General features: G+C 61.0%; 29 protein-coding genes. 18 read left to right on the top strand and 11 right to left on the bottom strand.

Annotated features, from left to right (window positions below):
- Nucleotides 1-24 precede the first annotated feature (24 nt).
- The 7 genes from ACTIEN_RS06915 (at nucleotide 25) to aac(6') (ending at nucleotide 7,012) form a co-directional block, all read left to right on the top strand.
- On the top strand, nucleotides 25-1,239 hold the full coding sequence (locus ACTIEN_RS06915) for a 3-deoxy-D-manno-octulosonic acid transferase (protein WP_439522389.1): 1,215 nt from the start codon (nucleotides 25-27) through the stop codon (nucleotides 1,237-1,239).
- Between the two features lie 75 nt (nucleotides 1,240-1,314).
- The gene (locus ACTIEN_RS06910) at nucleotides 1,315-1,749 is read left to right on the top strand and encodes a DUF1178 family protein (RefSeq protein ID WP_439522388.1); all 435 of its coding nucleotides are present in this window, start codon (nucleotides 1,315-1,317) and stop codon (nucleotides 1,747-1,749) included.
- On the top strand, nucleotides 1,749-2,399 hold the full coding sequence (locus ACTIEN_RS06905; protein ID WP_439522387.1) for an SDR family NAD(P)-dependent oxidoreductase: 651 nt from the start codon (nucleotides 1,749-1,751) through the stop codon (nucleotides 2,397-2,399). Before ACTIEN_RS06910 ends, ACTIEN_RS06905 begins: the two co-directional genes overlap by 1 nt.
- Complete coding sequence (locus ACTIEN_RS06900) at nucleotides 2,396-2,845, top strand: SgcJ/EcaC family oxidoreductase (RefSeq protein ID WP_439522386.1); 450 nt, start codon at nucleotides 2,396-2,398, stop codon at nucleotides 2,843-2,845. The genes ACTIEN_RS06905 and ACTIEN_RS06900 overlap by 4 nt, the downstream gene beginning before the upstream one ends.
- An 81-nt stretch (nucleotides 2,846-2,926) precedes the next feature.
- Nucleotides 2,927-4,165: an aspartate kinase gene (locus ACTIEN_RS06895; RefSeq protein WP_439522385.1), complete on the top strand. Its 1,239-nt coding sequence runs from the start codon at nucleotides 2,927-2,929 to the stop codon at nucleotides 4,163-4,165.
- 47 nt (nucleotides 4,166-4,212) lie between these two features.
- Nucleotides 4,213-6,453, top strand: coding sequence for a phosphoenolpyruvate--protein phosphotransferase (gene ptsP, locus ACTIEN_RS06890; protein ID WP_439522384.1), 2,241 nt, complete (start codon nucleotides 4,213-4,215; stop codon nucleotides 6,451-6,453).
- Between the two features lie 112 nt (nucleotides 6,454-6,565).
- The gene (gene aac(6'), locus ACTIEN_RS06885) at nucleotides 6,566-7,012 is read left to right on the top strand and encodes an aminoglycoside 6'-N-acetyltransferase (RefSeq protein WP_439522383.1); all 447 of its coding nucleotides are present in this window, start codon (nucleotides 6,566-6,568) and stop codon (nucleotides 7,010-7,012) included.
- Nucleotides 7,013-7,301: 289 nt separating this feature from the next.
- Here aac(6') and ACTIEN_RS06880 read toward each other — a convergent pair whose 3' ends face one another.
- A complete protein-coding gene (locus ACTIEN_RS06880; RefSeq protein ID WP_439522382.1) occupies nucleotides 7,302-8,051 on the bottom strand; it encodes an EcsC family protein in 750 nt (249 codons plus the stop codon).
- A gap of 30 nt (nucleotides 8,052-8,081) precedes the next feature.
- Entirely contained in the window at nucleotides 8,082-8,567 is a 486-nt protein-coding gene (locus ACTIEN_RS06875; protein WP_439522381.1) for a GNAT family N-acetyltransferase, read from the bottom strand.
- 100 nt (nucleotides 8,568-8,667) lie between these two features.
- Between ACTIEN_RS06875 and ACTIEN_RS06870 the strand changes: the two genes are divergently transcribed.
- The 3 genes from ACTIEN_RS06870 (at nucleotide 8,668) to ACTIEN_RS06860 (ending at nucleotide 10,045) form a co-directional block, all read left to right on the top strand.
- Nucleotides 8,668-9,273, top strand: a complete 606-nt coding sequence (locus ACTIEN_RS06870) for a flavin reductase family protein (RefSeq protein WP_439522380.1) — start codon at nucleotides 8,668-8,670, stop codon at nucleotides 9,271-9,273.
- Nucleotides 9,274-9,350: 77 nt separating this feature from the next.
- Entirely contained in the window at nucleotides 9,351-9,701 is a 351-nt protein-coding gene (locus ACTIEN_RS06865) for a Lin0512 family protein (RefSeq protein WP_439522379.1), read from the top strand.
- A complete protein-coding gene (locus ACTIEN_RS06860) occupies nucleotides 9,698-10,045 on the top strand; it encodes a Lin0512 family protein (RefSeq protein ID WP_439522378.1) in 348 nt (115 codons plus the stop codon). Before ACTIEN_RS06865 ends, ACTIEN_RS06860 begins: the two co-directional genes overlap by 4 nt.
- Before the next feature lie 30 nt (nucleotides 10,046-10,075).
- On the opposite strand, the gene ACTIEN_RS06855 is transcribed toward ACTIEN_RS06860, so the two are convergent.
- Complete coding sequence (locus tag ACTIEN_RS06855; protein WP_439522377.1) at nucleotides 10,076-11,392, bottom strand: glycine cleavage T C-terminal barrel domain-containing protein; 1,317 nt, start codon at nucleotides 11,390-11,392, stop codon at nucleotides 10,076-10,078.
- 122 nt (nucleotides 11,393-11,514) lie between these two features.
- Between ACTIEN_RS06855 and ACTIEN_RS06850 the strand changes: the two genes are divergently transcribed.
- Genes ACTIEN_RS06850 through ACTIEN_RS06840 form a run of 3 tightly spaced genes read left to right on the top strand, consistent with a single transcriptional unit; the run spans nucleotide 11,515 to nucleotide 13,591 of the window.
- A complete protein-coding gene (locus tag ACTIEN_RS06850; RefSeq protein WP_439522376.1) occupies nucleotides 11,515-12,411 on the top strand; it encodes an S-methyl-5'-thioadenosine phosphorylase in 897 nt (298 codons plus the stop codon).
- Between the two features lie 6 nt (nucleotides 12,412-12,417).
- Nucleotides 12,418-13,041, top strand: a complete 624-nt coding sequence (locus ACTIEN_RS06845) for a LysE family translocator (RefSeq protein WP_439522375.1) — start codon at nucleotides 12,418-12,420, stop codon at nucleotides 13,039-13,041.
- A gap of 7 nt (nucleotides 13,042-13,048) precedes the next feature.
- Nucleotides 13,049-13,591 (top strand): adenine phosphoribosyltransferase, encoded by a 543-nt coding sequence (locus ACTIEN_RS06840; RefSeq protein ID WP_439522374.1) that lies wholly within the window; start codon nucleotides 13,049-13,051, stop codon nucleotides 13,589-13,591.
- A gap of 142 nt (nucleotides 13,592-13,733) precedes the next feature.
- On the opposite strand, the gene ACTIEN_RS06835 is transcribed toward ACTIEN_RS06840, so the two are convergent.
- The 8 genes from ACTIEN_RS06835 to tldD all read right to left on the bottom strand — a co-directional run bounded on the left by ACTIEN_RS06835 (nucleotide 13,734) and on the right by tldD (nucleotide 22,876).
- Nucleotides 13,734-14,360: a CoA transferase subunit B gene (locus ACTIEN_RS06835; protein WP_439522373.1), complete on the bottom strand. Its 627-nt coding sequence runs from the start codon at nucleotides 14,358-14,360 to the stop codon at nucleotides 13,734-13,736.
- Between the two features lie 44 nt (nucleotides 14,361-14,404).
- On the bottom strand, nucleotides 14,405-15,475 hold the full coding sequence (locus tag ACTIEN_RS06830; RefSeq protein ID WP_439522372.1) for a PAS domain-containing protein: 1,071 nt from the start codon (nucleotides 15,473-15,475) through the stop codon (nucleotides 14,405-14,407).
- Nucleotides 15,476-15,498: 23 nt separating this feature from the next.
- Entirely contained in the window at nucleotides 15,499-16,203 is a 705-nt protein-coding gene (locus ACTIEN_RS06825) for a CoA transferase subunit A (protein WP_439522371.1), read from the bottom strand.
- A 156-nt stretch (nucleotides 16,204-16,359) separates the two neighbouring features.
- Nucleotides 16,360-16,920, bottom strand: a complete 561-nt coding sequence (locus ACTIEN_RS06820; RefSeq protein ID WP_439522370.1) for a L,D-transpeptidase — start codon at nucleotides 16,918-16,920, stop codon at nucleotides 16,360-16,362.
- 114 nt (nucleotides 16,921-17,034) lie between these two features.
- A complete protein-coding gene (topA, locus tag ACTIEN_RS06815; protein WP_439522369.1) occupies nucleotides 17,035-19,650 on the bottom strand; it encodes a type I DNA topoisomerase in 2,616 nt (871 codons plus the stop codon).
- Between the two features lie 278 nt (nucleotides 19,651-19,928).
- A complete protein-coding gene (locus tag ACTIEN_RS06810) occupies nucleotides 19,929-20,072 on the bottom strand; it encodes a hypothetical protein (RefSeq protein ID WP_439522368.1) in 144 nt (47 codons plus the stop codon).
- Between the two features lie 120 nt (nucleotides 20,073-20,192).
- Nucleotides 20,193-21,326: a DNA-processing protein DprA gene (dprA, locus tag ACTIEN_RS06805; RefSeq protein ID WP_439522367.1), complete on the bottom strand. Its 1,134-nt coding sequence runs from the start codon at nucleotides 21,324-21,326 to the stop codon at nucleotides 20,193-20,195.
- Nucleotides 21,327-21,454: 128 nt separating this feature from the next.
- The gene (gene tldD, locus ACTIEN_RS06800; protein ID WP_439522366.1) at nucleotides 21,455-22,876 is read right to left on the bottom strand and encodes a metalloprotease TldD; all 1,422 of its coding nucleotides are present in this window, start codon (nucleotides 22,874-22,876) and stop codon (nucleotides 21,455-21,457) included.
- 189 nt (nucleotides 22,877-23,065) lie between these two features.
- On the opposite strand from tldD, the gene coxB reads away from it, so the two are divergent.
- From coxB to ACTIEN_RS06775, 5 genes are all read left to right on the top strand, one after another.
- Entirely contained in the window at nucleotides 23,066-23,944 is an 879-nt protein-coding gene (gene coxB, locus ACTIEN_RS06795) for a cytochrome c oxidase subunit II (protein ID WP_439522365.1), read from the top strand.
- Nucleotides 23,945-24,018: 74 nt separating this feature from the next.
- The gene (gene cyoE / locus ACTIEN_RS06790; protein WP_439522364.1) at nucleotides 24,019-24,960 is read left to right on the top strand and encodes a heme o synthase; all 942 of its coding nucleotides are present in this window, start codon (nucleotides 24,019-24,021) and stop codon (nucleotides 24,958-24,960) included.
- A complete protein-coding gene (locus ACTIEN_RS06785; RefSeq protein ID WP_439522363.1) occupies nucleotides 24,957-25,121 on the top strand; it encodes a hypothetical protein in 165 nt (54 codons plus the stop codon). Before cyoE ends, ACTIEN_RS06785 begins: the two co-directional genes overlap by 4 nt.
- Nucleotides 25,118-25,705 (top strand): cytochrome c oxidase assembly protein, encoded by a 588-nt coding sequence (locus tag ACTIEN_RS06780; protein WP_439522362.1) that lies wholly within the window; start codon nucleotides 25,118-25,120, stop codon nucleotides 25,703-25,705. Before ACTIEN_RS06785 ends, ACTIEN_RS06780 begins: the two co-directional genes overlap by 4 nt.
- A gap of 25 nt (nucleotides 25,706-25,730) precedes the next feature.
- Nucleotides 25,731-26,531 carry a cytochrome c oxidase subunit 3 gene (locus ACTIEN_RS06775; RefSeq protein WP_439522361.1) on the top strand — a complete coding sequence of 267 codons (801 nt, stop codon included), beginning with the start codon at nucleotides 25,731-25,733 and terminating at the stop codon, nucleotides 26,529-26,531.
- Nucleotides 26,532-26,543 lie beyond the last annotated feature (12 nt).

Here is a 26,543-nt window from a genome sequence, read left to right as displayed (position 1 = left end):
TTCGCCGATCTGACTGGACCCACTGTGTTTCCATACCTCTTTCTGATGACGCTGCTGGCTGCCGGGGAACTCATCTCCCGGCTGGTGCGTCGCGATTGGACGGCGGTCCGGGCGCGTCTGGGACGGATGCCGTCGAAAGGAGACGTTGATCGGACCTGGCTGCATGCCGCCTCCAACGGAGAACTGACCTCGGCGCGGCCGGTCATTGACCGTCTCATCACTGGCGGACACCACCTGTTGATCACCGTCAACACCGACAGCGCGTTACAGCTTGCGCAGGGATGGAGCCTGCGCAACACCGAGGTGACATTGGCCCCCGTCGATCTGCCCGGTCCGACACGACGCGTGATCAAGACACACCGCATCCGGGCGCATATCACGCTTGAATCCGATCTCTGGCCGTTGCGCATCCTGAACACGCCGGGACCGGTTCTTGTTCTTGGCGCACGCCTGACAGAGCGTTCGGCCAAAGGCTGGGCGCGGTTTCCCCGTCTTGCGCGGCAGGTGCTGTCGCGTGTGTTGTACCTGTCCGCACAGGATGAAGGGTCTGCCAGGCGATTCACACGACTCGGTCTCGACCCGGACGCCAAAGGCCCGGTGTTTGATCTCAAGGCGCTTTACACGCCGCCGACGGACACTCCCAACGCCGACCTGACCAGAGCCTTTGCGCGACACGACACCTGGCTCGCCGCCTCGACCCATGACGGTGAAGAAGGCCTGATCCTTGCCGCGCACAAATCCGCCTTGGCCAAACGTCCAACGCTCAGACTCATCCTTGCCCCGCGCCATCCCAAACGGGCTGATGCCGTGGCGTCTTTGATCACTTCGGCAGGCCTGACCTTTGCCCGCCGCAGCACCGGTGACGACCCGGCGGGCGCTCAGGTCTATCTGGCCGATACATTTGCAGAGATGCACCTGTGGTATACCTTGGCCGGAGTCACCTTCGTGGCGGGATCGCTCACCGACCGGGGCGGTCACACGCCTTATGAACCCGCCGCTTTCGGATCCGCCATTCTGCACGGCCCCGACACCAACAACTTTCGCGCCGCCTATCAGCGGCTGAGCGATGCAAACGCGGCGATCCGCGTGACCAATTCAGACGAACTGGCACAAGCCCTGATCGACCGGGACTCACCGGAAAAACAGACCCGTTTGGGTGCAGCCGCCCAAAGCGCCTTGCATCAGGAGACCGACATCGAAGGTGTGATGCAGGACGTGCTGGCGGCGCTTGACGCTTGATGTCCGCGCGCAGACGCTTATTTTCAACTGAAGGTCGATAAAAACAGTGACAGAGGACCCGAGGCAGCCAACGCAATGATCCAGTACACTCTCAAATGCGCCAATGATCACCGGTTTGACAGCTGGTTCCAGTCCGGGTCGGCCTTTGACAAGCTGCACGTCGCGGGCATGGTGACATGCTCGATCTGCGGATCTGACGATGTGAGCAAGGCAATGATGGCTCCCCGCGTCAGCACGGCGGACGCGCCGCAGACACCCCCGGCCAAACCCAAGCTGAGCGAACCGGCAAACCCGGCGGAACAGGCGTTGAGTGACTTGCGCAAATATGTGGAGAAAAACTCGGATTATGTCGGCAAGGATTTCGCCACCGAGGCGCGCGCGATCCACTCTGGCGACGCACCACAACGCCCGATCTGGGGCGAAACGCGCGGGGACGAGGCCAAGAAACTGATCGAGGACGGCGTGCCCATTGCGCCCCTGCCCTTCACCCCAACGCGAAAGTCCAATTGATGAACATTCTGATCACCGGCGCAAACCGTGGCATCGGTGCGGAACTGCTGCGCACCGCCAAGGCTCAGGGCCACACCACCTATGGCACCACCCGCGCCAGTGACGACGACACGCTGTTGCCGCTGGACGTGCGCGACCCGGCCAGTTTCATGGCGCTTGCGGACCGTCTGTCGGGAACGCCGTTGGATCTGGTCGTGTGCAATGCGGGCGTCTATCTGGACAAGGGGCTAGAGGTGGACTCCCTGACCGACACGACGCTTTGGGCCGACACCTTCGCCACCAACGTCACGGGCGTCTACCTCACGGCGATGGCGTTTCAGGCCAACCTTGCGACATCCGCCGCCCCGAAAATCGCGATCATCTCATCACAGATGGGGTCGAGCGAACGCGCTGGCGGCAATTCCCCCATCTACCGCGCGTCCAAAGCCGCCGCGCTCAACCTCGGGCGCAACCTTGCGGTGGCCTTGGCCGACAGGAACGTCGCGGTCGGCATATACCATCCCGGCTGGGTGCAGACAGACATGGGCGGCAGCGCCGCGTCGATCAACACACAGGATTCAGCCACCGGATTGCTTGCCCGGTTCGACGCCTTGTCGATGGACACCAGCGGCTGTTTCGAGATGTGGAACGGCGACGCGATGCCGTTTTGACGGTTCTCACCCCTGCCGACTTTCCCCGCGCCTTTGCTGACGCATGGCACAGCCGCGATGGTCAACGCATCGGAGCGCTGTTTGCCAAGGATGCGGATTTCGTGAATGTCACCGGGCTCTGGTGGCGCAACCGCGCCGACATTGCCCAAGCACATGACTACGCGCTGAAGTCGTTCTTCGCACAGACCACGCTGAAACCCGGTGTCATCACCACCCGCCAACTTGGCCCGGATCATGCCGTGGTGCATTGTCGCTTTCACCTCTCGGGCCAGCTCGCCCCGGATGGAGCCCCGGCGGGCGACCGCGTGACCATCCTGGTCTTTGTCCTGCATCGCACATCCGACGGCTGGCAGGCGGTCACGGCACAGAACACCGATGTGGTCCCCGGAAAAGAAACACATCTCAACGCGGGCACTCTGAAAGCGGTTGACTATCGCGACCGGTAATCCCACCGCAACACGCGCCGCTCTTGCGCGGCCCCGCCACCCGACGTAAAGGACCGCTGAGTCTGAACCGGGGAGGCCCTCATGCCCATTCTCGTGATGAAATTCGGCGGAACCTCCGTTGCCACGCTTGACCGGATCAAGCGCGCGGCGAAACGCGTCGGCGTCGAAGTGGCCAAAGGCTATGACGTGATCGTCATAGTGTCCGCCATGTCGGGCGAGACCAACAAGCTGGTCGGCTATGTCGAGGAAACCTCGCCGCTGTTCGATGCGCGCGAATACGACGCCGTTGTCGCTTCAGGTGAAAACGTCACTGCGGGTCTCATGGCCCTGACATTGCAGGAAATGGACGTCCCCGCGCGCAGCTGGCAGGGCTGGCAGGTGCCGGTGAAAACCACCTCTGCCCATTCCTCGGCCCGGATCGAAGACATCCCACCCGCAAACATCATGCAGAAGTTCAGCGAAGGCATGAAAGTTGCTGTTGTTGCAGGCTTTCAAGGGATCAGCCCCGAAGGCCGCATCACCACGCTGGGCCGGGGCGGGTCAGACACCACTGCCGTCGCCTTTGCCGCTGCATTTGGCGCGGAACGCTGCGACATCTATACGGATGTGGACGGCGTCTACACCACCGACCCACGCATCTGCGACAAGGCCCGCAAGCTGGACCGCATCGCGTTCGAGGAAATGCTGGAACTGGCCTCGCTGGGTGCAAAGGTGCTGCAAACACGCTCGGTCGAACTGGCGATGCGCTACAAGGTGAAACTGCGTGTACTCAGCAGTTTCGAGGAACAATCTGACGACGCAGGGACATTGGTCTGCGACGAGGAGGACATCATGGAAAGCAATGTTGTAGCAGGCGTCGCCTATTCCCGCGACGAGGCCAAGATGACGCTGGTGTCGGTCGCCGACCGCCCCGGCATCGCCGCGGCAATCTTCACGCCACTCTCCGAAGCGGGCGTAAACGTCGACATGATCGTGCAGAACATCTCTGAGGAAGGCCGCACCGACATGACCTTCTCCTGCCCGACCAATCAGGTGCAGCGCGCCGAAAAGGCGATGGTCGACGCAAAAGCGCGGGGTGACATCAACTTCCACGACATCGTGGCTGACACCGCCGTTGCCAAGGTGTCCGTGGTCGGAATCGGCATGCGCAGCCACACGGGCGTTGCGGCCAAGATGTTCCAGGTACTCTCCAAAGAGGGGATCAACATCAAGGTCATCACAACTTCCGAGATAAAAATTTCCGTCCTGATCGACCGGAAATACATGGAACTTGCCGTTCAGGCACTGCATGATGCGTTTGAGTTGGAAAAAACCGCCTGACCATGTGACGACTCTCGTCACAAAAGGCGGGACGTGAGGGGCAGAAGATGGTTGAGCGCGCGGAAAGCGAGAGCCGCAAGCTGCTTGGACGGCTGCGCGACACGATGGCCAATCAGGCCGAGGGGCAGGAACGGCTGGATCAGATCACCCATCTGACCGCCGACTCGATGGGCACCGAAGTGTGCTCGATCTACCTGTTCCGTGACGACGAAACGCTCGAACTGTGCGCGACTCAGGGGCTGAAGTCCGAATCCGTCCACCAGACCCGCATGAAACTTGGCGAAGGTCTGGTCGGTCGCGTGGCGCGCATGGGCAAGATCATCAACACCGCCGACGCCCCGTCTTCCAAGGGCTTCCGCTACATGCCGGAAACCGGGGAAGAGATTTATTCCAGCTTCCTCGGCGTCCCGATCCAGCGGCTTGGCGAAAAGCTGGGCGTGTTGGTGGTGCAGTCCAAAACGGCCCGCGAATTCAGCGCGGACGAGGTGTACGCGCTCGAAGTGGTTGCCATGGTGCTGGCCGAAATGACCGAACTTGGCGCGTTTGTCGGTGAAGGCGCGGCCCTGCGCGCGCGCCACACCCAGCCCGTCCTGATCCGCGCGATCACCGGTCAGGAAGGCACCGCCGAAGGCCATGTCTGGTTGCACGAACCGCGCGTCGTTGTCACGAATCTGGTCGGCGACGATCCCGACACCGAACGCCGCCGCCTGACCGATGCGGTGGAAAATCTGCGTGTCAGCGTTGATCAATTGCTCGCAGTCGCATCCGGCGACACTGAACAGGTGCAGGTTCTCGAAGCCTATCGCATGTTCGCCAACTCCAAGGGCTGGCTGCGCCGGATGGAGGAAAACATCGACAGGGGCCTGAGCGCCGAAGCAGCGGTGGAAAAGGAACAATCCGACGTGCGCGCCCGGATGTTGCAAGCCACCGATGCCTACCTGCGCGAACGCCTGCAGGATCTTGACGACCTGTCCAACCGCCTGCTGCGCATCCTGACAGGTCAGGGCACGCAAACTGGCGCGGAACTGCCCGATAACCCGATCCTGGTCGCCCGCAACATCGGCCCTGGCGAATTGCTGGAATACGGTCGCCAATTGCGCGGCATCGTCCTCGAGGAAGGCTCGGTTGGCAGCCACGCCGCGATTGTCGCCCGCGCCCTGGCCATTCCGCTGGTGATCAACGCCAAGCGTATCCAGAACGAAGCGTTGAACGGCGATCATGTGATGGTGGACGGCGATCAGGGCATCGTCCACCTGCGCCCCGATGACACCGTCGTGTCCGCCTTCCGCGACAAGATGGCGATGCAGGCCAAGGCGCAGGAGCGCTACGCCTCGATCCGCGACACACCGGCAGACACGCTCTGCGGCAAGACCATCCGCCTTGACATGAACGCGGGGCTGATGGCCGATCTGCCTTCGCTCGAAAACTCCGGGGCCGAAGGTGTGGGCCTGTTCCGCACCGAACTGCAATTCCTCGTCCGCAGCCAGATGCCCAAGCGCAATGAACTGGCCGCACTTTATGCCCGCGTGCTGGACGCGGCAAAAGGCAAGCGGGTGGTCTTCCGCACGCTCGATATCGGTTCGGACAAGGTGCTGCCCTACATGAAGGCGCAGGACGAACCGAACCCTGCACTGGGCTGGCGCGCGATCCGCGTGGGTCTCGACAAACCCGGAGTGATGCGGATGCAGCTGCAAGCGCTCTTGCGCGCCGCAAACGGTCGCCCATTGTCGATCATGTTCCCCTTCGTCGCCCAGTACGAGGAATACACCGCCGCCCGCGCCGAAGTGGACAAGGCCGTGGCGCGCGAGAAAAAGCTGGGCCACACCCTGCCCGAAACCCTCGAAATCGGCGCGATGCTGGAAACCCCGTCACTCGCCTTTGCCTGCAACAAGTTCTACGAAGAGGTCGAATTCCTGTCGATCGGCGGCAATGACCTCAAGCAGTTCTTCTTTGCTGCCGACCGCGAAAACGAACGCGTGCGTCGCCGCTATGACACGCTGAACGTCAGCTTCCTGAGCTTTCTCGAAGACATCGTGAACCGCTGCGCCACCACGGGCACCCCCCTGTCCTTCTGCGGCGAAGACGCCGGCCGCCCGGTCGAGGCGCTGTGCCTCGCCGCCATCGGCCTGCGCTCCCTGTCGATGCGCCCGGCTTCGGTCGGCCCGGTCAAACACCTGCTGCGCCGCTGCAACCTGGATGATGTGCGCAAGGTGATCCACGACGCCCGGAATGCGGGCGATCAGAGTGTGCGGCCCGCGGTGATGGAGTACCTGCGGGGGTTGAACTGACCCTTTGATCGGGTTGGAGCGGAGGGCAGGAACGCAGCCGTTCACTTCAACCGCCATCGCTTCCTCTTCCATGAGTGTTGCAACCATTGCTTGAACTGGCCAATGTCCAGAAATGCCAATACGGATCGCTACTCATTCGGATGTCGAAAGGTGGGTCGAGCTACGTGCCCAGCTCTGGGGCGACACCCCACTCGACCAACATAGGGACGAAGCTGCGGCGATGCTCGCCAAGTCTCCGGATGAATGTGTCGTTTTCCTGGACGTCGTCGATGGTGTTGGCATCCGTGCATTCGCTGAGGCAGCTTTACGACGCGATCACGTCAACGGATGCGAGACTTCGCCCGTTGCTTTTCTCGAGGGTATCTTTGTACGTCCCGTAGATCAGGGCTCCGGCATCGGCAGGCTATTGCTCAGGTCGGTCCAATCATGGGCGCTTGAACAGGGCGTCACGGAATTAGCGTCAGACGCGCATCTCGAAAATGTGGCAAGCCATGCATTTCACCTTGCGTTGGGCTTCGAAGAATCGGACCGCGTGGTGTGCTTTCGAAAATCGCTGTAGGTCGGCTTTACTTCGCTTTGACATCATCCATGACGACCGCAACATCCGTCCGTGTGGGCATCAGAGCCGACAGCACGCCCCAGCCATTCTGGCCAGTCCAGGTCGGCTTCTCCAACCTGCGTGCTGTCAGAGCGATTGCGGGCGGACGGGTGCGCAATGGTCCGGTGCCGGATCATAAAGTGGCCCATGACGCCCCGTCCGCTCTTGCCCCGAATTCATCCGGGAACAGGGTTAACTTGACCCATTAACGTTAAGATTGGATGAACCGGGCGGGCGATTTACCAGAAATTCAGACGGTTTTCACAGCCCGCTTCAATTCCGCGACCAGCAAAGCCTCGGACATGCCGCTGTCGATCGCGAGCCGTCGCAGCCCGAAATGCACATGCGCCATTTCCTGGTAATAGCTGGTGTAGGCGTAATTCGTCGCCGCCCCCACAGCAGCCCCCAAAATGGGCACCGTCTGCGCCGCGAGTTTCTGGCCCAGCACGGTCGCCAGCCGTGGGGCCACCGATTTCAGGATGCCATGCACCGCCGCGCCGTTCAGGGTCACGCGCGTCGACAGGAAGGCCATGTTGGCCCCGTCGTCATCCGCCAAGGGTCCGGCGCTGGCAAAGACAGTCAGGCAATCGGCCAGAATCTCCGGATCGTTCGGATCAAATTCGTACTCTGCCGCGATCCCCTGAATCGCGCGCAACAGCACGGTCGTCGTCACCGGCAATTCCGCCAAGGCCGTGGGCAACCCACCTGCCCCGCCAAAAGCCCCCATCGCGGTCGTCATCGCGGTGTTGAGCCAGCCCTTCTGGTCCGGCACCACTCCGCGCGACTGTTTCGCAGCGTTCAACGCCACCCGCAGCGCACGTTCGGTCGCGCCCTCTAGTCCCTGCTTCACAGGATCGGGCAGCCGTTCAAGAAGGTTCTCGGCCCGCCCACCGATCATGTTGAGCACTTGCAGCCCCACCCCTCCGGCGGCCTTGTGGCGACGGGCAAGCGAGGCGATGGCGGTCTGGGTGTCCAGCGGGACAAGATCGGTTCCGGTCATAGACTACAATTGGGGGTTTTTCCGTCCGGTTCAAGCGTCCCGCTCCACATGCCCCGTCACGCCGTCCCACGCACCCGGCTCAAGCTCAAGTCCCAACACCCGGTCCGGGTTGGTCGGCGGCGGCATCTCGACCCCGTCCAGCCGGGCAAATCCGAACCGCCGATAATAGGGCGCATCCCCCACCAGAAGCACCCGCGACCAGCCGTCGCGGTGCGCCTGATCCAGACTGTCCCGGATCAACGCTCCCCCCAGACCTTCGCCCTGTGCGGTCGGGTGAACAGCCACCGGGCCAAGCAGCAAAACCCTGTGTTCTGAAATCCTTACCGGCCAGAACCGGATCGCCCCACCAAGGATACCCTGATCGTCCCGCGCCACGCGCGACAGGCTGGCCACTGGCGGCACGCCATCCCGCAACCGATACGACGACAACGCCTCGCGCCCCGGTGCAAAACACAGGTCATAGAGGGCTTCGACCTCCCACCAATCGTCTTTGGTTTCCGGGCTCAGGGTGAACATGACACCGCTCTTTGTTGACGCGCGGCACACCCCCGTGCATTCCGCTGCGAAACCGCCTATCACGCAGGGTAACAATCGGCAAACAGGGACCTTTCTCCAGATGTTCTACCGCCCCGAAGACGGCCACGGCCTGCCCCACAACCCGTTCAACGCCATCGTGACCCCGCGCCCCATTGGCTGGATCTCGACACGGGGAAGCGACGGGCAGGACAATCTTGCCCCCTACTCGTTCTTCAACGCCGTCGCTTATGTGCCGCCACAGGTGATGTTCGCGTCGACCTCGGCCAAGGAAGACCGCGGCGACACCAAGGACAGCGTGGCGCAAATCCGTGACACCGGTGTGTTCGCCGTAAACATCGTCGAATACGCGATGCGCGACGTGATGAACCTGTCCTCAGGTCCGTGGGACCGCGATGTGGATGAATTCGCCAAGGCAGGCATCGACAAGGCCGAATGCGACACCATCACCTGCCCCCGCGTGGCGAATGCGCCGGCCACGCTGGAATGCAAGCTGACGCAGATCGTGCAATTGCCCGGAGAGGCGAATTTCGCCGTCTTCGGCGAAGTCACCGGCGTGCACATGCGCGACGATTGCATCAAGGACGGCGAGTTCGACGTGTTGAGCTTCAACCCGCTGACCCGCATGGGCTACCGCGACTATTCGGTGATCCGCGAGAAATTCAGCCTGAAACGCCCCGGCGAATAGGTCACCTCTTGCACCCTATTGTTTCGCGCGCGAAACATTGGGTCCGTTCCGGTCCTTTAACAAAAGAGTAACACGCCATGGCCGTCAAACGTCTGCTCACCGAATTCGGCATGGGATCGTCCCTGCGCCGTCAGGATTACACCGAAGCGGCGTCCCGCGCGGTCAAGGACGCGCTGTGGCACAATTCGATCAACCTTGCAGAGCTGTACGGCACCGACAAATCCGACATGATGATCACCGTCGAGGTGGGGGTCCAGAACCCCGACGCGGTCGATACCAACGCCATCGCGGCGATCTTTCCTTACGGCCAGATCACCGTCACCGCACGCAAAGGCGGGCTGGACGTGCCGCGTGCCGATGGAGGCAAGCCGACGGTGATCGCCAATGTCGCCATCTCGGTCGCACTTGATCTGGAGGGCGTGGCATGAGCGACCAGCGCTTCATCATCGAAATGGGCATGGGCAACGACCAATACGGCATGGATTACACCAAGGCCGCTGCCCGCGCGATCGAAGACGCGATCCGCCATTCGTCGATCCCGCTCTTCGACGCCACCGGCCTGCCGCATGACCAGATGCGCGTCCAGGTGACGGTGGGTGTGGCCGACCCCGACAAGGTGGATTGCGCCGAACTGGCCAAGGGACTGCCGCGCGGTCGCGCCACCGTGACTGCTGTGACAGGTGGGCTGAACGTCACAAACCCCGACAGCGGGGCAACGCTGGTGATCGCCACCGCCGCAGTCGAGGCGTTCTTGCCACGACAGGCGGGTTAGGCAAACAATCGGTCATTCCCTGCTGGTCACCTAGACAGCAATGGCCCTTTCGCGGGCGCTCGGGTGCGCAGACGGGCGGAACGGGACATCGCAGACCTCTGCCGCGACGGCTTGGCCCGAGTTCTCGCTGTAGGATTCGGGCAATTCGACCTTCAACGGCGTGCCGATATCCGCAAGCTCGGGCGGAACCTGCGCCAAGGCGATGTTCACGCCAAGTTCGGGCGACCACCAGGCCGAAGTCACATAGCCGACGCGGTGACCGTCCTGGTCCTGAACCAGCCAGAAATCCGACGCGTAATCGGTGATCGCAAGGCCACCCAGCTTGAGCCCCGCCAGCTTCAGCTTGAACGGAAAACCACCCGCGTCGATCACGGCACGTTGGCGTTCAAGCTCTTGCTTGCCGATGTAATCCGCCTCTTTCTTCTTTGGCACCTGGTAGCCAAGATTGACCTGAAACGGACTGGTTTCGTTGTCCATGTCCTGCCCCCAGGACAGGATGCCCGCCGCGATCCTGCGATGGTGGCCGGGCGCGATGATCCGCAGCCCGTAAGGCGCCCCTTGGCCACGGATCGCGTACCAGACCGCCTCGGCGTTTTCAGACGCGTCCCTGACATAGACCTCATAGCCTTTCTCGCCGGAAAACCCGGTCTGGCTGATCACAACAGGCGCGCCGCCGATCGTGGCTTCCATCATGCCGTAATAGGGCACGTCGCGCAGCTCGGGTCCAACGATGTCGACCATCAGGTCTTCTGACAACGGTCCCTGTACCTGCAATGGCGCAACGTCGATCTCGTCGATCTCGACCTGCCAGTCTCCCCGGATGTTCACGCCCTTAAACCAGAGCAGGACATCGGAGTCCGAAATGGAAAACCAGAACTCGTCTTCGGCAAGCCTCAGCAGAACCGGATCGTTCAGGATCCGACCCTCCTGATCGCACAGGATACAGTATTTGCCACGCATCGGCGCGATCCGGGTCGCATCGCGGGTGATGACGAAATTGACGAAGGCTTCGGCATCCGGTCCGCGCACCCGAATCTGCCGTTCCACGGCGACGTTCCAAAGCGTGACGCGATGCACAAGGCTGCGATATTCGGCCATTGTGCCGCCGTCCTTGTCTTTGACGTACCCACGGGGATGGTACATGCGGTTGTAGACGGTCGCCCGCCAGGCGCCTGCTTCGACGGACAGGTGCCAGAACGGCGACTTGCGCACCCGTGTCGAAATAAGCATCTCGACGGGCGTGGGCCCGGTCTGTCGCAGGTTGATCGGCACGAAGCGATCACTTTGATCGACGTCCGGAACATTGGGGTGGCTGAAGCTGTGTGCGGCTGAATTGCGTGTCGGCATAATCTTCTCCTCCTGACGCCTGAGACCAACGCATCAACGCGATTCGCGTTCCAACCAGACCGCTTGAAGACACGCCCCCCGCCTGCCAGAGTATTCACAAGGGCAAGGATGGAGCGGACATCATGGCAGGCCGAAAACTGGGCGTGATCGGCGGATCGGGACTCTATGGTGTGGACGGGGTGCAGCACGGCAAATGGACCGCCGTGGACACCCCGTGGGGCGCGCCGTCGGACCAAGTCTATTGCGGAACGCTCGACGGGCTCGAGATCGTGTTCCTGCCCCGTCACGGGCGCGGCCATGTCCACAGCCCCTCGGACGTGCCCTACCGCGCCAATATCGACGCGCTGAAACGGCTGGGTGTAACGGATGTGATCAGCGTCAGCGCCTGCGGGTCGTTCCGCGAACACATGGCGCCTGGCGATTTCGTCATCGTGGACCAGTTCATCGACCGCACCTTTGCCCGGCCCAAAAGCTTTTTCGGTTCGGGATGCGTCGCCCATGTGTCGATGGCGCACCCGGTCTGCGAAGGCCTCGGTGCCGCCTGTGCCACAGCGGCCCGCGCCGCCGGCGTCACGGTGCATGACGGCGGCACCTATCTGGCGATGGAAGGCCCGCAATTCTCCACTCTGGCCGAATCCAACATGTACCGCGATCAGTGGGGCTGTTCGGTGATCGGCATGACCAACATGCCCGAGGCGCACCTCGCCCGCGAAGCAGAGCTGTGCTACGCCAGCGTCGCGATGGTCACCGATTACGACTGCTGGCACCCGGATCACGATGCGGTCGAGGTGTCCGACATCGTTCGCGTGCTGACACGCAATGCCGACGCCGCCCGCGCCATGATCCGGGGACTGCCACAGCTGTTGGGACCGGATCGCACGCCTTGCGCGCAGGGCTGTGACACGGCCTTGACCCACGCGCTGATCACGTCACCCGAAGCGCGCGATCCGGAGATTGTCAAAAAGCTGGACGCGGTTGCGGGTCGTGTGCTTTCTGGGGCAGCTGACCCAATAGGATAACCGCATATGAGTCTTGATCTCTGGCTGACCTTCGTCGCGGCATCGACCGCCTTGTTGCTGATCCCCGGCCCCACCGTCCTTCTGGTGCTGTCCTATGCGCTCAGCCAGGGCAAGCGGGTTGCCATCGCGTCGGCCAGCGGTGTCGCTTTGGGCGATTTCATCGCGATGAGCCTGTCTCTGGCCGGTCTGGGTGCGCTGGTTCTGGCCTCTGCCACGCTGTTCACGGTGCTGAAATGGGTTGGCGCGCTCTATCTTGTCTGGCTGGGGATCAAGCTGTTGCGCTCGGCTCCGGGCGCGGCCCTGCCCCTGACCGACCGCGATGTGCAGCCGAGGTCAGTGTTTTCGCACGCGGCGCTGGTCACGACGCTCAACCCGAAATCCATCGCGTTCTTCATCGCCTTCGTGCCGCAGTTCATCACACCCGGGGCACCCCTCTTGCCGCAATTCGCCATTCTGATCGCCACCTTCGTGGCCCTTGCCGCCTTCAACGCCTTTGCCTATGCGCTGGCCGCCGACCACCTGCGCGGCTGGATCGGACGCGAGAGCGTCATCACATGGCTGACCCGCGCCGGAGGCGTCACCCTCATTGCCATGGGCGCGCTGACCGCCATGGCTCGTCGCACAAACTGAGACTGACATGACCAAAAGCACCAAGACCGTCAAAGACTACATCCGCACCATCGTCGACTTCCCACATGAGGGGATCATGTTTCGCGACGTGACCACGCTCTTTGCCGATGCGCGCGGGTTTCGCATGGCGATTGACCAATTGTTGCACCCCTATGCCGGGGTCCGTTTCGACAAGGTGGTCGGCCTCGAGGCGCGCGGTTTCATCCTGGGCGGCGCAATTGCGCATCAGCTGTCGGTCGGCTTTGTTCCGGTGCGCAAGAAGGGCAAGCTTCCCGGCGCGGTGATCTCGGAAGACTACGCGCTGGAATATGGCGAGGCGGTGGTCGAAATCCACGACGACGCCATTCAGCCGGGCGAGAAGATCCTGCTGGTGGACGATTTGCTGGCCACCGGCGGCACGGCGGAAGCCGGGCTGAAACTGATCGAACGGCTGGGTGGAGAGGTGATCGGCTGTGCCTTCATCATCGACCTGCCAGAACTGGGAGGACGCAAGAAACTCGAGGCGATGGGCATGGATGTCCACGCGCTCTGCGCTTTCGAGGGGCTCTAGAGCTTCTTCTTTTTGAAAATATGCTGGGGGTTTGGGGGTGAAACCCCCAAGGTGATCGTTCGGCCATCCCGCATTTCGTTTGGGAAGGGGATGCAATTCTTCGAAGAATTGCATCCGAATTTTCGAAAATTCGTCCGCCGCCTCAGACGATGGTCGCCTCGGTGGCCGCCTTGATTTCATCCTCGGTCACACCATCGGCGGTTTCCACAATCTTCAACCCGCCGTCAACCACGTCCAGAACACCCAGATTGGTGATGATCCGATCGACGACGCCCGCGCCGGTCAGCGGCAGGGTGCATTCCTTCAGCAGCTTGCTGTCGCCGTGCTTGTTGGTGTGATCCATCACCACGACCACGCGGCCAACACCGGCGACAAGATCCATCGCGCCACCCATGCCCTTGACCAGCTTGCCGGGGATCATCCAGTTCGCCAGATCGCCCTTTTCGTCCACTTCCATCGCCCCAAGGATGGCCATGGCGATCTTGCCGCCCCGGATCATGCCGAAAGATGTGGCGCTGTCGAAATAGCTGGTGTGCGGCAGTTCGGTGATGGTCTGCTTGCCCGCGTTGATCAGGTCGGGATCCTCTTCACCCTCGTATGGGAACGGCCCCATGCCCAACATGCCGTTTTCGGATTGCAGGGTCACGGTCACCCCATCGGGGATGTAGTTCGAGACCAGCGTCGGGATGCCGATCCCGAGGTTGACATACATGCCATCCTTAAGCTCCTGTGCCGCGCGTGCGGCCATCTGGTTGCGGTCCCATGCCATAGTTGTCTTCCCCTCGTTTGTCGTCAGAGCCGCGTCATGCGGCATTATTTCCTGGAATCGGTGAATCCCACCGGGACGTCGATCATGATGACCGTCCCCGCCGCACCGCGTGCAACATTGAGCGTCGCATCCAGCCCCTGAAGCAGCGAGGAGACCAGTTGCCCCCCAACCGACTCCGAGGACGGAAACGCAATCTTGGCCGGAATGCCCACGCCGTCATCCGCAATGGTCATCCGCATGCCACCTGCCGCAAGCCTGTTGACGCGCAGTTCAAGATAGCCCTGATCCAATCCGTCAAACCCGTGCTGAAACGCGTTCGAAACCAGTTCGAACATCACCAGAGACACCCGGATCGCGGTCTCGAGATTGACCTCGAGCGGTTCGACAAGGGACACAAAGCGCACGCCGGGGCGGCCTTCGTTGTGGGCGATCGTGTGCGAAATCCGCGACAGCAGAGACCCAAGGTCAATGCCGTCACGATCCCATTGCGCATCGGCCAGCTTCATTTCCTCGTAGACGAATTGCAGGCATTCAAGCCTGCGTGGCAACACGTCAAGCATCCGAAGCTGCAATTTCCCGGTCGTTTTTGTCGCCGCAAGATCCGCATTGCCGCGTTTCACCAAAGAGCTGACGATCAGCCCGAGATCCTGATTGACGCGGGAACAGACCGTATCAAGATGCTGGCGCGTGGTCTCGATGGATTTGTCTTTCTCGTCGTCGCGCAGTTCCTTCTGCACGCCCAGAAAATACATCGGCTTGCCCTGTCCGTCCAGAATCGGCGCGATCAGCAGACGGTTCGTGAAGGCCTCACCGGTGGCGCGGTAATTCACGACATCAACGCTCACTTCTTCACCGGCCTCGATGGCATGGCGCATTCTGTCAACGCTTTCCGGATCCGTTGCCGCGCCTTGCAGAAACCGGCAATTCCGCCCGATCACGGTTGATCGCTGGTAACCGGTGGTGCGTTCGAACGCATCGTTGATATAGACGATCGGATTGCCTTCGGTGTTGGGGTTGGTGATCACGATTGCGACGCTGAGCCGGGAAAAGCCGACCAGTGCCTGACTGTCGTCAAGCACTGATGCAAGCTTGGGCTTTTCAGCGTATTGTTCCACAGGCGCCTACGTTTCGCTTTGGATCAGGCAGCAGGTCTCGGACGGGTCGTGCGCTGTTCGATGCGCTTTTCATGTGCGCCCTGAATGAGCCGCGTGACATAGATTCCCGGCAGGTGGATGTGATCGGGGTCAAGTTCGCCGGGTTCGACGATTTCCTCGACTTCCATGATGCAGACCTTGCCGCACATCGCCGCCGGCGGATTGAAGTTGCGCGCGGTCTTGCGGAAAATCGCGTTCCCGGTTGTGTCGGCTTTCCACGCCTTGACGATGGAGAGGTCGGCAAAGATGCCCTCTTCCATGACATAGGTTTCGCCGTTGAAATCCTTGTGATCCTTGCCTTCGGCAATCACCGTGCCCACACCCGTCTTGGTGTAAAAACCTGCGATGCCCGCACCGCCGGCCCGCATGCGTTCGGCAAGCGTGCCTTGCGGGTTGAATTCCAACTCGAGTTCGCCGGACAGGTATTGGCGCATGAATTCTGCGTTTTCACCGACATACGAGCTGATCATCTTCTTGACCTGGCGGGTCTGCAACAGAATGCCGATGCCGAAATCGTCCACACCCGCGTTGTTCGAAGCGAAGGTCAGATCCTTCACACCGCTGTCGCGAATGGCGGCAAGCAGCAATTCGGGAATTCCGCTAAGGCCGAAACCGCCCGCTGCGATCAGCATTCCATCGGACAAAACACCGTCAAGCGCTTCGGCTGCTGATCCATAGACCTTCTTCATTGCGATCTCCCCTGCTGTTCAACGCCATGCCGTTTTGGCGTGTCGTTTCAGCTAAGTCAACGGCACGAACGGTTGTCCTGCAATGGGACAACTCTGAACATCATCAACAGGGTTGTCCCGTTTCCACAAGCTGACGCCTCGAGGCGAAACACGGGTTCAGATCAGACGGACCTGGGTTCCGACAGGCACCAGCGCATAGAGCTCTTCAACCGTTTCATTGAAAAGACCGATGCAGCCATCGGACGATCTTCGCCCGATCTTGCGTGTGTCATGCGTCCCATGAATGAGGTAGGCTGGCCAATCAAAATAAAGCGCATGGGTTCCAAGCGGATTGTCCGGCCCCGGCCCCATCGGCCGCCACTCCGGAAAACGCTCCATCTGCGACGCGGTCGGCGTCCAGGACGGACCTTCCTTCTTGCGGACGATCCGGGTGTAGCCACGGCGCGTCAGGTCATCGGTCTTGGGAACAGACGTGGGGAAAACGCGGTAATCCTCGTCATCCGCGCTCCAGAAATGCAGCGCACGGGAAACCGTGTCACAGACAATCGCCCCCGTTCCGAGGTTTTCGAAGTGGTCGCGCCAGTCCTGTTGCGCAAAGGACGAAATATTGCGTCGGTTGAACCCCTCGGCCTCCTGCGCACGGATAAGGCTCGGCATGGCGAATGTGGCCGCAGCGGCCCCGATCAGGGCGCGGCGGGAAAGGATTGTGGTGGTCATGGAAACTCCTGCACGATGTCTGTTGTTTTTCGTGCAACCTGCCTACAGGCTATCCGCTTGGCCAATCACAATAATTTCAACCGTTGTGTTGGGGCCGACCGCCAAGACCCGCCGCTATTTCGCTGCGGGTTTCTTCTTGGCAGCAGGTTTCTTGGCCGCCGTCTTCTTGGCAGCGGCCTTCTTTGGTGCGGACTTCTTGGCGGGAGCCTTCTTCTTGGTCCCCTTTTTCGCCGATTTCTCGGCAATCAGGGCAACGGCCATGTCCATCGTGACATTGTCCGGTTCCACATCCTTGGGCAGCGTCGCGTTGACCTTATCCCATTTCACATAGGGACCATACCGGCCTTCCATGACGGCAATCATGCCACCATCCTGGGGATGTTCACCGATCTCTTTCAATGGCTTGGCCGCAGCACCCCGCCCGCGTCCCGGATTGGCGCGTTTTTCGGCCAAAAGTTCAACGGCGCGGTTCATCCCGATCTCGAACACCTCCTGGAATTCCTTCAGGTTGACGTAGACCGGCTTCGCCTCATCGGGCAGCTGATGCATGATGTAGGGGCCAAAGCGCCCAAGATTCGACTTCACCTCTCCGCCATCGGGGTGCATCCCGACAGGGCGCGGCAGGGTCAGTAGGGTCACGGCCTTTTCCAGCGTCACATCGTCCGGGGACCAGCCGGGCAGGTAATCGCCCTTGGCTTTTGGCAGACTGGCGCGCGGGGGTTTCTTGTTTTCGGGCGTCGCCTCGCCGCGCTGGACATAGGGGCCAAAGCGGCCGGTCTTCAGCCAGATTTCCGCGCCCTGATCCTCGCCCAGAACACGCTCATCGCCCTCTGCGCCTTCTCCGGCAATGGGCCGGGTGTAGGTGCATTCCGGATAATTGCCACAGCCGACAAAACCGCCGGTCCGAGAGGTCTTCAGGTGCAAGTTGCCCTGACCGCACTTGGGGCAGATCCGCGGATCACTGCCATCTTCGCGCGGCGGATAAAGCTGCGGGGCCAGCGCATCGTCCAGCACATCCAGCACCTCGGTGATGCGCAGATCGGACGTTTCGGCAATGGCAACCGAGAAATCCCGCCAGAACCGCTTGAGCAGTTCCTTGTAGTCCCCCTCACCTGCGCTGACATGGTCAAGCTCATCCTCAAGCGCGGCGGTGAAATCGTATTCCACATAGCGTTTGAAGAAATTCAGCAGGAATATGGTGACGATCCGGCCCTTGTCTTCGGGGATCAGGCGGTTCTGTTCCTTGCGGACATATTCGCGGTCCTGGATCGTGGTGATGATGCTGGCATAGGTCGACGGGCGGCCAATGCCCAGTTCTTCCATCCGCTTGACCAATGTCGCCTCGGTGTAGCGCGGCGGCGGCTGGGTAAAGTGCTGGTCGGGTGTGATCGACTTTTTATCGGCCTTCTCGCCTTCGGAGATTTGCGGCAGACGCTTGTCGTCATCATCGACCACGGCATCGTCGCGGCCTTCTTCGTAGACGCGCAGAAACCCGTCGAACAGCACAACCTGACCATTGGCGCGCAGAACAACCTGACCATCGGCGCTGCCCACATCGACCGTGGTGCGTTCAAGACGCGCCGATTCCATCTGGCAGGCCAGCGTGCGTTTCCAGATCAGATCATACAGCTTGCGCTGGTCCGATTCCGACAGCTTGAGCGACTGCGCATCGCGCGACATGTCCGTCGGACGGATACATTCATGCGCTTCCTGCGCGTTCTTGGCCTTGTTTTTATAAATGCGCGGGTTGGACGGGACATATTCCGCGCCGTAGCGATCCTTGATCGCGCCGCGCGCCTCCTGCACAGCTTCGGGGGCCATGTCGATGCCATCGGTCCGCATGTAGGTGATGTGCCCCGCCTCGTAGAGCCGCTGCGCCGCGTTCATCGTCTGGCGCGCACCCATGCCGAACTTGCGGCTCGCCTCCTGCTGAAGCGTCGAGGTCATGAAGGGGGCCGACGGGTTGCGCGATGCGGGCTTTGCCTCGACCGATTGCACGGTCAGATCACGGCTGGTGATCGCCTGCACCGCCAGTTCGGCCTGCGTCCCATTCTCAAGGTCGTAACGGTCAAGCTTCTTGCCCGCCAGAACCGTCAGACGCGCCTCGTATTCCTGACCACGCGGCGTCGACAGCAGCGCCTTCACCGACCAGTATTCCCGGGCGCGGAACGCCTCGATTTCCATCTCGCGTTCGACGATCAGGCGCAGGCAGACCGACTGCACCCGTCCAGCGGACCGCGCACCCGGCAATTTGCGCCACAGCACCGGAGACAGGTTGAAGCCGACGAGGTAATCCAGCGCGCGACGGGCCAGGTACGCCTCGACCAGCGGCGCGTCGATGTCGCGCGGATTGGCCATCGCTTCGGTCACAGCGGCTTTGGTGATGGCGTTGAAGGTGACACGCTTGACGTCGGTGCTTGCCTTGATCGACCGACGCTTGGTCAGCGCTTCCTTAAGGTGCCACGAGATCGCCTCACCCTCGCGGTCAGGGTCCGTCGCAAGGATCAGCGCGTCATCGGATTTGAGGGCTTCGGCAATCGCTGCGACATGTTTGCGTGAGTCTGCACCAACTTCCCATTTCATGTCGAAATCGTTGTCTGTATCAACCGATCCGTCTTTCGGCGGAAGGTCGCGAACATGCCCGTAGGATGCCAGCACAGTGTAATTCGCGCCCAGATATTTGTTGATCGTTTTGGCTTTTGCCGGGGATTCGACAACAACTACGGGCATAAAAAGAACACCTTTCTACATGCGATTTACCGACACGGCTGGGCTGCATATGGCCGGGCAGCATGTGGTGTGCAAGAACCAATTGTCAATTCATGCCGGACCTGGGCGGCGGCACAGGACCATTGCACAAGCGTCCGCAACCCGCCCGGCGGCCAGACACCGGGCCGGGTTTTCGGGACTGCACGGCGCACAGGGAAACGGTCCGAAACCTATCGTCCGGACAGGTTGAAACGGCACTTTATCAGACTTTGACCGATGTGCCGGGGCTGGAGTGTTTTCTAGATACCCTCATTATCATCAGGAGAGATGATGCCGGTTTCGTCGCGTGGCATCGCCTGTTCTTCGGTGCCTGTGATTTCGCCACAAGCGGAAAGTGACAGGATTGAAAGGCCAAACAGGGCAAGCGTGATTTTGGAAAACATGGGAGGTTGTCCTTTGTTGAACTTGTGTTGAAATGGATCACAGCGTGCAGTTTTCGCTGCGGGTTCAACACATCAACACGACAAGGTCGCGCGAGTTCCGGGATGGCCTTGAATTGATGCTCATGCGCGCAGCGCGATCAGACCCCCCGGTTCCCGACTGATCCTGCCCTCAAGTTCCAGATCCGTGAGAGCCGGAGAAATGGCGCGCGAGGTCGCGCCCAGGTCGCGGATCAACTGATCTTCACCCACGGGGGACGGTCCCAGACGATCCAGGATTTTCTGGTGCAGCTTGGCGATTTCGGCCAATGGCCGCTCCACTTGGGTGGGCTCAAGCGGCAGTTCCGGTGCAGGCTGTGCCAGGGGCGCCAAGGCTTCGATCACGTCGTCCGCGTTTCGAACCAGACGCGCACCATCACGCAAAAGCATATTGCAGCCGCTGGCACGGGCATCGAAGGGATGACCGGGAACCGCCATCACCTCTCTTCCCTGATCAAGCGCCGTGCGGGCCGTGATCAGCGAGCCCGATTTGGCCGCAGCTTCGATCACGACAACGGCTAGGCTCAACCCCGAAATGATCCGGTTGCGCGCCGGGAAATGGCGTGCTTGCGGTTGCAGTCCCATCGCCTGTTCACTAAGCCGCAGACCACCCTGCGCCACGATATCCTCGGCCAGCCCGGTGTTTTCGGCGGGGTAGAGCACATCAACCCCGCCCCCCAGAACCGCGATGGTTCCGGTCTTGAGCGCTGCCAGATGCGCCGCGGTATCGACGCCGCGCGCCATACCCGAGGTGATGACAAACCCCGCCTCGCCCAGTTCGCTGGCCAAGGCGCGCGCCATGCGTCCCCCAAGCGAAGAAGCATTGCGCGCACCGACAAGGGCGATTTGCGGTTTGGCAAGGGTGTCAGAGTTGCCCATCACCCAGATCATCGGAGGAGCATCGTCAAGGTCCATGAGCGTTTGCGGATAGATCCCATCACCGCGGCAGACCAGCCTTGCACCAACGGCACGCGCCGCCTTGAATTCGGCGTGAATCACTGCTTCGGGGCAGATTTCGTAACTCTGGACACCGGCGGCCATGGCGATCTCCGGCAACTTTGCCAGCGCGGCCGCAGCGGTGCCGTGATCCCCCATGAGCCGATAGAACGTGCTGATCCCGACCCGACGAGAGCGCAAGAGACGAAGCCAGTCAAACCTTTGGTCTTCCGTGGTGGGTGGGAGTAGGGGGTGAGTGGAAGAGTTGTGTTCCAATGTCATCCTGCCTCCGTCTGCTTGCAGAAACAGGGATAGTCTCTCACTGGTTAATCACTGATGAATCAGCGACAGCGACCCGCGAAAAAATCGACACCCTTCCGCTAAGTCGCTGTTTTGTATAACGCCTTTTCTCAGGTCTGGGCACCACCAACGGTCAGACCGCCGATCATCACGGTGGGCTGACCCACCCCGACAGGCACCCATTGGCCCTGTTTGCCGCAATTCCCCATGCCGGGATCAAGCGCCATGTCATTGCCAAGCGCGCGAATCTGCTGGAGCGCCGTGGCCCCGTCGCCGATCAGCGTGGCGCCTTTGACGGGTGCGCCGACCTTGCCATCCTTCACGCGGTAGGCCTCGGTGCAGGAAAAGACGAACTTGCCATTGGTGATGTCCACCTGCCCGCCGCCGAATCCCACCGCCCAGATCCCGTCCTTGAGATCGGCCACGATGTCGCCCGGTGCCACGGTGCCACCCAGCATGTAGGTGTTGGTCATGCGCGGCATCGGGATATGCGCATAGCTTTCGCGGCGTCCGTTGCCGGTGGGATCGACCCCCATCAGCCGCGCGTTCTGGCGGTCCTGCATGAAGCCCACCAGCTTGCCATCCTCGATCAGCACGTTCTTGGCCGACGGCGTGCCTTCGTCATCCACGGTGATCGACCCGCGCCGGTCGGGGATGGTGCCATCGTCCAGAACGGTCACGCCACGGGCGGCGACCTGCTGGCCCATGAGCCCGGCAAAGGCCGAGCTGCCCTTGCGGTTGAAATCGCCTTCGAGTCCGTGTCCCACCGCCTCGTGCAGCAGGATACCCGGCCAGCCCGGCCCAAGCACGATGTCCATGACACCGGCGGGTGCGGGCACCGCATCAAGGTTGACCAATGCGATGCGCAACGCCTCGCGGGCCTTGTCCTGCCAATCGGTTGGATCAAGCAATCCTTCCAGCAGCACACGACCGCCACCCCCTGCCGTTCCCGTTTCCCGGCGACCGTTCTCTTCGACGATCACACTCACGTTCACGCGCGTCATCGGGCGGGTGTCCGACACAAGTGTGCCTTCGGGGCGCAGGATCGCGACTTCCTGAAGCGACGCCGCAATCGTCGCGCTCACCTGCACCACGCGGGGGTCCAGTGCGCGGGCAAAGGCGTCGATCTCGCGCAGGGTGTCGACCTTGACCGGAAAGCTGTGCCCGGCAATCGGATCGCCATCGGTGTAAAGCCGTATATTCGTGCCCGCCGGTTTGTCGGCAAGCGTTCCGCCACCCTCGCCCACGGCAAGCCGCGCGGTTTCGACCGCCCGCTTGATCGCCGATTCGGAGATGTCGGTGGAATGGGCATATCCGGCCACTTCACCGCGCACGGCCCGTAATCCGAATCCCTCGGACGCATCGTAGCTGGCAGTGCGAATACGACCATCGTCGAAGACAAGAACCTCTGAGCGACGCCGTTCGAGGAACAGTTCGCCATCATCGGCCCCCGCCACAGCCTCGCGCAAAAGCGTTAGCGCCTTGCCTTGATCAAGGTGCGTGTCGAATGGTTGAAAGGGCGTGTCGGTCATGAAACCTCCAGAGGTGAAATTGATCCAGATCAAAGAAAGCGCGTTTTTGCCGCAAGCAAGCTTCTTTAACTGGTGGTTAGAATATGGTTTTAACCGCTGCCAAGACAACGGGATGATTTGGACCGGTGCTCACCGACTTCGGACCATCCTGAGAAACTGAACAATATACGCAACCGATCAGGGTAAGACATGCAACTCAAATCTTTGCTCTTGGGTCTGGCGACCACTCTCGGCGCAGCACCGGCGTTTGCCCAGCAGACGCTCGAGACAATTGGCGCTCCGAAAGACCGGGGAATAGGCTTTCAACCCGCGGCAACCGAACTGGCGCGCGACCTTCAATGGCTGGACGGGATGATCCTCATCATCATCACCGCCATCGTCCTGTTCGTCACGGGGCTCATGGCCTACTGCATCGTGCGCTACAACAAACGGGTGAACCCGACCCCTTCCAGCTTTACCCACAACACCCCGATCGAGATTGCATGGACCGTCGGTCCGATCCTGATTCTGGTGTTCATCGGTGCGTTCTCGCTGCCGGTGCTGTTCAAGCAGCAGGAAATTCCCGATGGCGATCTGACGATCAAGGTCACCGGATACCAGTGGTACTGGGGCTACGAATATGTCGGTGAAGACCTGGCGTATGACGGCTACATGATCGGTTCCCCCTTCACCGGTGGTGACAACCGCATGAACGCCGATGTCGAGGCTCAGTTGATCGACGCGGGCTACCAGAAAGAAGACTTCCTTCTCGCCACCAACACAGCCGTGGTTGTTCCTGTCGGCAAGACTGTCGTGATGCAGGTCACCGGCGGTGACGTGATCCACTCCTGGACCATCCCGGCCTTCGGTGTGAAACAGGACGCGGTTCCCGGTCGTCTTGCTGAACTGTGGTTCACAGCCGAGAAAGAAGGCGTTTATTTCGGCCAGTGTTCCGAACTGTGCGGCTTGGCCCATGCCTATATGCCGATCACCGTCAAGGTCGTAAGCCAGGCGTCTTATGATGCATGGCTGGCCGCGTCGAAGGACGCGGGCGATTATGTGGACGTTCGCACTGTCCTGACCAATTGATCAGAGCGGGCGCAGGCGATTCCCGTCTGCGCCCGTTTTGACGGCTTACCTGACCCAGCTTTGTTGAGACGCACGTGACCGATACAAGCATAAACACACAGACGCGCAGCTTCGAAAACGAAGCGCAGTTCGGCGATTACTTCGCGCTCCTGAAGCCGCGTGTGATGACGCTTGTCGTGTTCACCGCGTTTGTCGGACTGCTGGCCGCGCCAATCGGGGTTCACCCGTTTATCGGGTTCTGCGCCATCCTGTTCATCGCCATTGGCGGCGGCGCGTCGGGCGCACTGAACATGTGGTGGGATGCGGATATCGACGCGGTGATGAAGCGCACGCAGCGTCGGCCGATCCCGGCAGGCAAGGTGACCGGCGACGAAGCCCTGTCGATCGGTCTGGTGCTTTCGGCGTTTTCGGTGGTGTTCCTTGGCCTTGCGACCAACTGGTTTGCGGCGGGACTGCTGGCCTTTACCATCTTCTTTTATGTCGTCATCTACACGATGTGGCTCAAGCGGTGGACACCGCAGAACATCGTCATTGGCGGTGCTGCTGGTGCCTTCCCTCCGATGATCGGCTGGGCGGCGGCAACCGGTGGCGTGAGTGTCGAATCGGTGCTGATGTTCTGCCTGACCTTCATGTGGACGCCGCCGCATTTCTGGGCGCTCGCGCTGTTCATGCGCAAGGATTACAACAATGCCGATGTGCCGATGCTGACCGTGACCCACGGTCGCCGCGCAACCCGCAATCATATTCTGGTCTACACCGTTCTGCTGGCGATCCTTGCCGTGGCGGCGGGCTTCACGTCGATTGGCGGGCCGGTCTATATCGCCACATCCGTCGTGCTGAACGCGATGTTCCTGCGCGGTGCCCTTCAGATCTGGCGCCGGGATGAAGACATGTCCGAGGAAGACAACTTCCTTGCCGAGCGCAAATTCTTCAAACTGTCGCTTCTGTATCTTTTCGCCCATTTTGGTGCGATCCTGATTGAAGCAGGTCTCGACAAATTCGGGGTTTGGGCATGAGCCTGTCCAAACAGCACGAACTGCATGAACGCCGCTTTGGTCGCAACCTGGGCGTTGGGCTTGTCCTGGTCGGGCTGATCGCTATCGTGTTCGGTCTGACGGTCGTCAAGGTCACACGCGGCGATTACGAAACCCCGGCAACACAATCGGTAGATCAATGACAAAGATGGACCCGAAAAAGAAAACAGCGTTTCAGGGTTTGGCCGTGGTTGTCGTCATGGGCGCATTGGCCTGGGCCTCTGTTCCGCTTTACGACTGGTTTTGCCGGGTGACCGGCTATGGCGGCGAAACAAACGTTGCGCTGGCGGGAAGCTCCGAGATTCTGGACCAGACGATCAAGGTGCGTTTTGACGCCTCGCTGGAACGCGGGATGCCTTGGGAATTCAAGCCGATGCAACTCGAGGTCGAATTGCGCCTGGGCGAAGAGGGACTGGCCTTTTACGAAGCCTACAACCCGACCGACCGACCCATCGCCGGCACCGCAAGCTATAATGTGGCCCCCTTTGGCGCGGGCTCGTACTTTACGAAGATCGCCTGCTTCTGCTTTGAAGAGCAGATCCTGATGCCGGGTGAGCGAGCCGAGATGCCCGTGAGCTTTTTCGTCGACCCCGATATCCTGAACGATGCCGACGCGAAATTCGCAAAACACATTACCCTGTCTTACACGTTCCATGAGATCGAGCTGACCGACGATATGCAGGCCATGCTTGACAGTGACGTAACCGACAGCGGTTCACTGAACTAAAGCCAAGTAGCCACGAGGGACCAAAATGGCGCACGCAAAAGATCATGACTATCACATCCTGAACCCCTCCGTCTGGCCGTTCATCGGCGCGGTATCCGGGTTCGCGATGCTCTTCGGGGCTGTGCTCTGGATGCACGGAAATGGCCCTTGGCTTTTCCTTATCGGATTGGTCGGCGTTCTGTACACCATGTTTGCATGGTGGTCCGACGTCATCGCGGAAAGCCAGGTGGGCGATCACACGCCGGTGGTGCGGATTGGCCTGAAATACGGCTTCATCCTTTTCATCACATCCGAGGTCATGTTCTTCGCGGCGTGGTTCTGGAGCTTCTTCAAACACGCGCTGTACCCGATGGGACCGGACAGCCCGGCCATCGACGGCGTTTGGCCGCCGGTCGGAATCGAAACGTTCGATCCGTGGCACCTGCCACTGATCAACACGCTGATTCTGCTGTGCTCGGGCGCTGCGGCCACATGGGCGCACCACGCGCTGGTTGAGGAAAACAACCGCGAGGACATGAAGTGGGGTCTGATCATCGCCATTGCATTGGGCGCGATCTTCACCTTGTTGCAGGCCTACGAATACAGCCACGCGGGCTTTGGCTTTGCCGGCAACATCTACGGGGCGAACTTCTTCATGGCGACCGGCTTTCACGGTGCGCATGTGGTGATCGGAACGATCTTCCTGTTTGTCTGCCTGATGCGGCTGACACGCGGTCACTTCACACCGGAAAAGCACGTCGGCTTCGAAGCGGCGGCCTGGTACTGGCACTTCGTTGACGTTGTATGGTTGTTCCTTTTCGCCGCCATCTACGTCTGGGGCCAATAACCTGTCTCGGCA

The sequence above is a fragment of the Marivita sp. genome (assembly GCF_051859345.1).
Taxonomy (GTDB): domain Bacteria; phylum Pseudomonadota; class Alphaproteobacteria; order Rhodobacterales; family Rhodobacteraceae; genus Marivita.
The sequence above is the reverse complement of the archived record's forward strand: the minus strand, read 5'-3'. Positions and strand labels throughout refer to the sequence as shown.